The following is a 1,356-nucleotide window of genomic DNA, read 5'->3' on the forward strand; positions in this document are numbered from 1 at the left end:
TGACCTTGCCCCTGGCCGCCGGGGCGCCGGGCTTGCGGCTGGTTTCTTTCATTGTCCGAACTCCTGATCCGATTTCTTCTTGTGCGCCGCCAGCGCCATCAGCCGGCGATCCCGCCATACCTGCCGATCGCCCAGTTTCTCCCTGGGCAAGCGCCTGCTGCGCTCGGACTCGACGGTTTCCATCACCTCGCCCGCCCAGTCGACGCGACGCAGCATCTGCGGGAAAATATTGGAATAGATGCCCTGGTAGCGCTCGGCATAGTCGCGCACGCCGCCCGGCGCGTTGAGATCGATGGTCTCGAAGGGCCCCATGAACGACCAGCGCAGCGCCAAGCCATCACGGATGCCGATATCGACGTCCTCGACGCTGGCATAGCCGTCGGCGACAAGCCGGAAAGCTTCCTCGAGCAGCGCCCCTTGCAGCCGGTTCATGATGAAGCCGTCGAGCTCGCGCTTCATCACCAGCGGCGCGTGGCCGGCATCGAGGAGGAAGGCGCGCGTCCTTTCGAGCGTCTCGGCAGACGTCCACGGCGCCGGCACCACCTCCGCCGCCGGAATGAGGTAGGGCGGGTTGATCGGATGCACGACCAGGCAGCGGTGCCGCCCCGGGAGATGATCGGTGAATTTCGACGGCAGCAGCGCCGAGGTGGAGCTGGCGATCACCGCCTGCGGATCAGAGAGGGAATCGATCCGCGAAAACACCTCGCGCTTCACTTCGAGATTTTCCGGTGTGTTCTCCTGGATATGCACGGCGCCGGCCAGAGCCGCGTCCAAGTCTCCCATGACGACGATGCGCTCGAGCACCGCGTGCGCGGTCTGTCCGCGCAGCAGATCATTCGAAGCGAGATCGCCGAGCACGCCGTCTATGTAGTCGCGCGCGCCGCCTGCCGCGACCGGCGACTGGTCCCACATGCGCACATCATGGCCGGCGCGCGCGAAGCTGATCGCCCATGCCCGTCCGATGAACCCGCTTCCGACAATTGCAACCCTGGCCATGGCTTGCTCCTCAAAGCGTTTCGACGTTGCCGTCGACGCCGAGCGACTGGCCTGAAATGTTGATGAATGCGACCATCGAAGCCACGTCGTACGGGCTGGTCATGCGGCGCAACGAGATGTTCTGCAAATAGCGTTCGGTCATCTCCTGATGGCTGATGCCGACCTGTTTGGCGCGTGCCGAGATAACGCTCTCGATGCGCGGCCCCTCTATGATGCCCGGCAGGATGGCGTTGACCCTGATCCCGTGCGGCCCAAGCTCCTTGGCAAGGCTCTGCGTGAAGCCGATGACGCCGAATTTGGCCGCCGAATAGGGCGTGCGGAACGCATAGCCGTGGCGGCCGGCCGCCGACGACATCGAGA

2 protein-coding genes are annotated in these 1,356 nt (G+C 64.7%); both read right to left on the reverse strand.

Going from position 1 to position 1,356, the window contains the following annotated elements:
* Positions 1-48 precede the first annotated feature (48 nt).
* On the reverse strand, positions 49-996 hold the full coding sequence (locus FJ980_RS31980; protein ID WP_140547488.1) for a 3-hydroxyacyl-CoA dehydrogenase: 948 nt from the start codon (positions 994-996) through the stop codon (positions 49-51).
* A 10-nt stretch (positions 997-1,006) separates the two neighbouring features.
* The coding region (locus FJ980_RS31985) for an SDR family oxidoreductase (RefSeq protein ID WP_140547489.1) at positions 1,007-1,356 on the reverse strand (350 nt) is incomplete at its 5' end.

It is taken from the genome of Mesorhizobium sp. B1-1-5, assembly GCF_006443065.1.
GTDB lineage: Bacteria > Pseudomonadota > Alphaproteobacteria > Rhizobiales > Rhizobiaceae > Mesorhizobium.

What these genes read in the sequence shown, in the direction of transcription:
- FJ980_RS31980 (WP_140547488.1), bottom strand. Translation starts at nt 996, where the DNA reads ATGGCCAGGGTTGCAATTGTCGGAAGCGGGTTCATCGGACGGGCATGG.